The sequence below is a fragment of the Streptomyces sp. MB09-02B genome (genome assembly GCF_033794485.1).
In the GTDB taxonomy this organism is placed as follows: domain Bacteria; phylum Actinomycetota; class Actinomycetes; order Streptomycetales; family Streptomycetaceae; genus Streptomyces.
Genome location: NZ_JARGEE010000592.1, coordinates 1 through 4,412 on the forward strand (window position 1 = coordinate 1; position 4,412 = coordinate 4,412).

4 protein-coding genes and 1 pseudogene are annotated in these 4,412 nt (G+C 71.3%); all 5 read right to left on the reverse strand.

Going from position 1 to position 4,412, the window contains the following annotated elements; translation table 11 throughout:
• A pseudogene (locus tag P1P70_RS41275) lies at window positions 1-141 on the reverse strand (serine hydroxymethyltransferase); the annotation flags it as partial.
• Window positions 142-205: 64 nt separating this feature from the next.
• Entirely contained in the window at window positions 206-1,387 is a 1,182-nt protein-coding gene (locus tag P1P70_RS41280; protein ID WP_319247129.1) for an NAD(P)/FAD-dependent oxidoreductase, read from the reverse strand.
• Window positions 1,388-1,488: 101 nt separating this feature from the next.
• Complete coding sequence (locus P1P70_RS41285; protein WP_319247131.1) at window positions 1,489-2,622, reverse strand: aromatic ring-hydroxylating dioxygenase subunit alpha; 1,134 nt, start codon at window positions 2,620-2,622, stop codon at window positions 1,489-1,491.
• A gap of 42 nt (window positions 2,623-2,664) precedes the next feature.
• Window positions 2,665-3,297: an MBL fold metallo-hydrolase gene (locus tag P1P70_RS41290; protein ID WP_319247133.1), complete on the reverse strand. Its 633-nt coding sequence runs from the start codon at window positions 3,295-3,297 to the stop codon at window positions 2,665-2,667.
• On the reverse strand, window positions 3,294-4,379 hold the full coding sequence (locus tag P1P70_RS41295) for an S-(hydroxymethyl)mycothiol dehydrogenase (RefSeq protein WP_319247135.1): 1,086 nt from the start codon (window positions 4,377-4,379) through the stop codon (window positions 3,294-3,296). The genes P1P70_RS41290 and P1P70_RS41295 overlap by 4 nt, the downstream gene beginning before the upstream one ends.
• Window positions 4,380-4,412 lie beyond the last annotated feature (33 nt).

The window sequence follows — 4,412 nt, forward strand, 5'->3', positions numbered from 1 at the left end:
CTGCGCCTCCATGACCGCCACCGGAGCGAAGTTCTCCGAGGCGATCATCTCCAGGGTGGACTGCTGGCGGTTCAGCTCGGCGTCGACGGCGGCGGCGACCTCGGGGTCGAGGTCGTGCAGGGACTGGTTGAACAGGGTCATCAGCGGTCTCCTGTGCGGGTTCCGGAGGGAGGAGGTGAGGGCGGGACGCTCCCGAGCGGGCCGCTCAGGACACGGCGACCGCGGCGACGGGGACGAGCGTGCGGCGGAGCCGGTTGAAGAACTTCGGCTGGTTGAGGGAGAGCACGGCCACGGGGTCGCCCCCGTACCGGTAGACGGCCGTGAAAGTACGGCTGTTGATGTCGCCCTCGACGACCTCGGGCACGGCGCCCGGGGCGACGTACCCGGCGAGCTGGATGCGGGTGCGGTACTGGTCGGACCAGAAGTAGGGGGCGGTGAGCGGGGCGGGCGCGGACACGCCGGTCAGCAGGGTGCGGGCAGCGGTCTTCGCCTGCTCGGTGGCGCTGCTCCAGTGCTCGACGCGGGCGTGCCGTCCGGTGAACGGGTGAGGGCAGCGGGCCACGTCGCCGACGGCGACGACGCCCGGGACGGTGGTCGCGCAGCCGGTGTCGCACACCACGCCGTCGTCCACGAGCACCCCGGAGCCGGCGAGCCAGTCGGTGTTGGGCCGTACCCCCACGCCGACCACGACGACGTCGGCGGGCAGCACCCGGCCGTCCGCCAGCCGTACACCGGTGGCCCGGTCCTCGCCGAGGAGTTCGGCGACGCCGGTGCCGCACAGCAGGTCGACGCCGTGGTCGGTGTGCAGGGAGGAACAGACCAGGCCCATCTCGCGGCCGAGTTGGCGCTCCAGCGGCACGTCGGCCGCCTCGACGACGGTGACGTGCAGTCCGAGCCGGTGGGCGGTGGAGGCCACCTCGGCGCCGATGAAACCGGCGCCGATGACGACGAGCCTGGGCAGGCCGGTCAGCAGCTCCGACCGCAGGGCCAGGGCGTCGTCCAGGGTGCGCAGGGTGTGGACGCCGGCCAGCCCGTCGGAGCCGGGGAGGGTGCGCGGGCTCGCGCCGGTGGCGACGACCACGCCGTGGGTGCGCACCTGACGGCCCCCGGTCAGGGTGACGGTCCGGGTGGCGGGGTCGAGGCGCACCGCCCGTTCCCCGAGCAGCCAGTGCACGTCCAGGTCGGCGTACTCGTCGGGGTCGCCGAGGGCGAGCGCGTCGGCGTCGAGCTCGCCCTTGAGGAAGTCCTTGGACAGCGGCGGACGGTCGTAGGGAGTGTGGCGCTCCTCCCCCACGACGACGATCTCGCCGTCGTATCCCTCTGCGCGCAGCGCGCGGACCGTGCTCAGGCCCGCCAGCGACGCTCCGACGACGGTGATGCTCCTCATGCGGGCTCCAGACGAGGGGATGTCTCACATCGCACAACGACGCGCGTTATGTGCAACATGGTTTCGGTGGATTTCTGAGGTGTCAAGGGGCCGGGACCGGGTCAGTGCGCGGGTCCGACATCGAGCTTGTTCTGCAGCCAGGTGTGGAACTCGCCGATGTGGTGCTCGCTGGGCACCAGCACACCGCCCTTGGCGTAGGCCTTCGAGCTCATCGCCGGCTGGGTGCGCTCGCAGGCGTCGAAGTCCTGCTGGTTCACCCGGTGGAAGAGCTCCACCGAACGCTCCACGTCCTTGCCGCTCTCGACGACGTGCGGCAGGTACAGCCAGTCGCACTCGACGATCGTGCGGTCCGCCGCCATCGGGTACATGCGGTGGAAGATGACGTGGTCGGGCACGAGGTTGATGAAGACCTGCGGCCGGACGGTGATCGCGTAGTAGCGGCGGTCCTGGTCCTCGGCGACGCCCGGGATGCGGTCCAGCCCCTCGGAGCCGTCGACCGTGAACCCCTGGACCTCCTCGCCGAACTCCGCGCCGTGGCCCACGTAGTACTGCGCGGCGTACCCGTCCGCGAACTCCGGCAGCACCTCGGTCAGTTCGGGATGGATCGTGGCGCAGTGATAGCACTCCATGAAGTTCTCGATGATCAGCTTCCAGTTCGCCTTCACGTCGTACGTGATCCGGCGCCCCACGGACAGGTTGTCGACGTCGTACCGCTCGATCGACTCGACGTCGCCGAGCCGCTCGACGACCGCGCCCAGCACGTCGGCCTCGAAGGAGGGCGGCTCGTCGGCCAGGCACACCCACACATAGCCGAGCCACTCCCGCACATGGACGTTGACCAGGCCGTACTCGGTGCGGTCGATGTCCGGCATCGAGGTCAGGTTCGGCGCGGCGATCAGCTTGCCGTCCAGGCCGTACGTCCAGGCGTGGTACGGGCACTGGAAGGCCCGCTTGACCTCGCCGGACTCCTCCAGGCAGAGCTTGGCGCCGCGGTGCCGGCAGATGTTGAGGAAGGCCTTGATCGAGCCGTCCCGGGAGCGGGAGACGAGGACGCTCTCGCGGCCGACCTGGTAGGTGCGGAAAGCACCGGGCTTCGCCAGCTCGGAGGCGCGGGCCACGCAGAACCACATGGCCTCGAAGACCCGCTCCTGCTCCTGGGCGAAGACTCCGGGGTCCGTGTAGTACTCGCCGGACAGCGTGGGGATCAGGCTGGGCGGCAGATTCGTGAGGGTCATCGGGTCACCTTCGGAAAAATTCGGGAAGCGGTGGCAGGCGGTTCAGTGGCCGCGGGCGATCCACTCGTCGAGGTGGGGCGCCTCCGCCCCGATGGTGGTGGTGTCGCCGTGACCGGTGTGGACGGTGGTGCCGGCGGGGAGCGTCAGCAGCCGGTCCCGGAGGGAGGCGATGATGGTGCCGAAGTCGGAGAAGGAGCGGCCGGTTGCCCCGGGGCCGCCCTGGAAGAGGGTGTCGCCGGAGAACAGGGCGTTCAGCGCGGGGGCGTGGAGGCAGACCGCGCCGGGCGAGTGGCCGGGGGTGTGCAGCACCGTCAGCTCGACGCCGGCGACGTGCAGGGTCTCGCCCGCAGTCAGTTCACGGAAGTCGGGCGCCCCCTCGCCGTGGGCCATCTTCCACAGGACGGTGTCGGCGGGGTGGAGCAGGATCGGCGCGCCGTGGCGGGCGGCCAGGGCCGGGGCGGCGTTGACGTGGTCGTTGTGGGCGTGGGTGCACACGATGGCGACCAGGCGGCGGTCGCCGACGGCGGCGGCGATGACGTCCGCGTCGTGGGCGGCGTCGACGACGAGGACCTCCTCGTCGTCGCCGATCAGCCAGACGTTGTTGTCGACGTCCCAGGTGCCGCCGTCCAGTTCGAACGTGCCGGAGGTGACGAGGCGCTCGACGCGGGCGGTCACAGGACCACCACCGAACGCAGGACCTCGCCGTGGTGCATCTTGGCGAAGGCGGCCTCGACGTCGTCCAGGCCGATGGTCTCGGTGACGAACTCGCCCAGGTCGAAGCGGCCCTGGAGGTAGAGGTCGATCAGGGCGGGGAAGTCGCGGGAGGGCAGGCAGTCGCCGTACCAGGACGACTTCAGGGCGCCGCCGCGGCCGAAGACGTCGAGGAGGGGCAGCTCGAGCTTCAGCTCGGGGGTGGGGACGCCGACGAGGACGGCGGTGCCGGCCAGGTCGCGGGCGTAGAAGGCCTGCTTGAAGGTCTCGGGTCGGCCCACCGCGTCCACGACGACATCGGCGCCGAAGCCGCCGGTGAGCTCGCGGATCGCTTCGACGGCGTCGGTCTTCGAGGAGTCGACGGTGTCGGTGGCGCCGAACTGCTCGGCCCACTTCAGCTTCCGTTCGTCGACGTCGACGGCGATGATGCGGCCGGCTCCGGCGACCTTGGCACCCGCGATCGCGGCCATGCCCACGCCGCCGCAGCCGATCACCGCGATGGAGTCGCCGCGTCCCACGCCCCCGGTGTTGACCGCGGCGCCGAACCCGGCCATCACACCGCAGCCGAGGAGTCCGGCGGCGGCCGGCGAGGCCATGGAGTCCACCTTGGTGCACTGCCCGGCGGCGACCAGGGTCTTCTCGGCGAAGGCCCCGATACCGAGGGCCGGGGCGAGCGGGGTGCCGTCCGCCAGGGTCATCGGCTGGGTGGCGTTGTGCGTGGCGAAGCAGTACCAGGGCCTGCCCCTGCGACAGGCACGACAGGTGCCGCAGACGGCGCGCCAGTTGAGGATGACGAAGTCGCCGGGGGCGACGTCGGTGACGCCCTCGCCGACCGACTCCACCACGCCCGCCGCCTCGTGGCCGAGCAGGAACGGGAACTCGTCGTTGATCCCGCCCTCCCGGTAGTGCAGGTCGGTGTGGCAGACCCCGCAGGCCTGCACCCGCACCAGCGCCTCACCGGGGCCGGGGTCCGGCACCAGGACGGTCTCCACCGAGACCGGGGCGCCCTTCTTGCGGGCGACGACGGCGCGTACCTCGTGTGTCACGGTCGATCTCCTCGTCGAGGGAGGGAGGGAAGG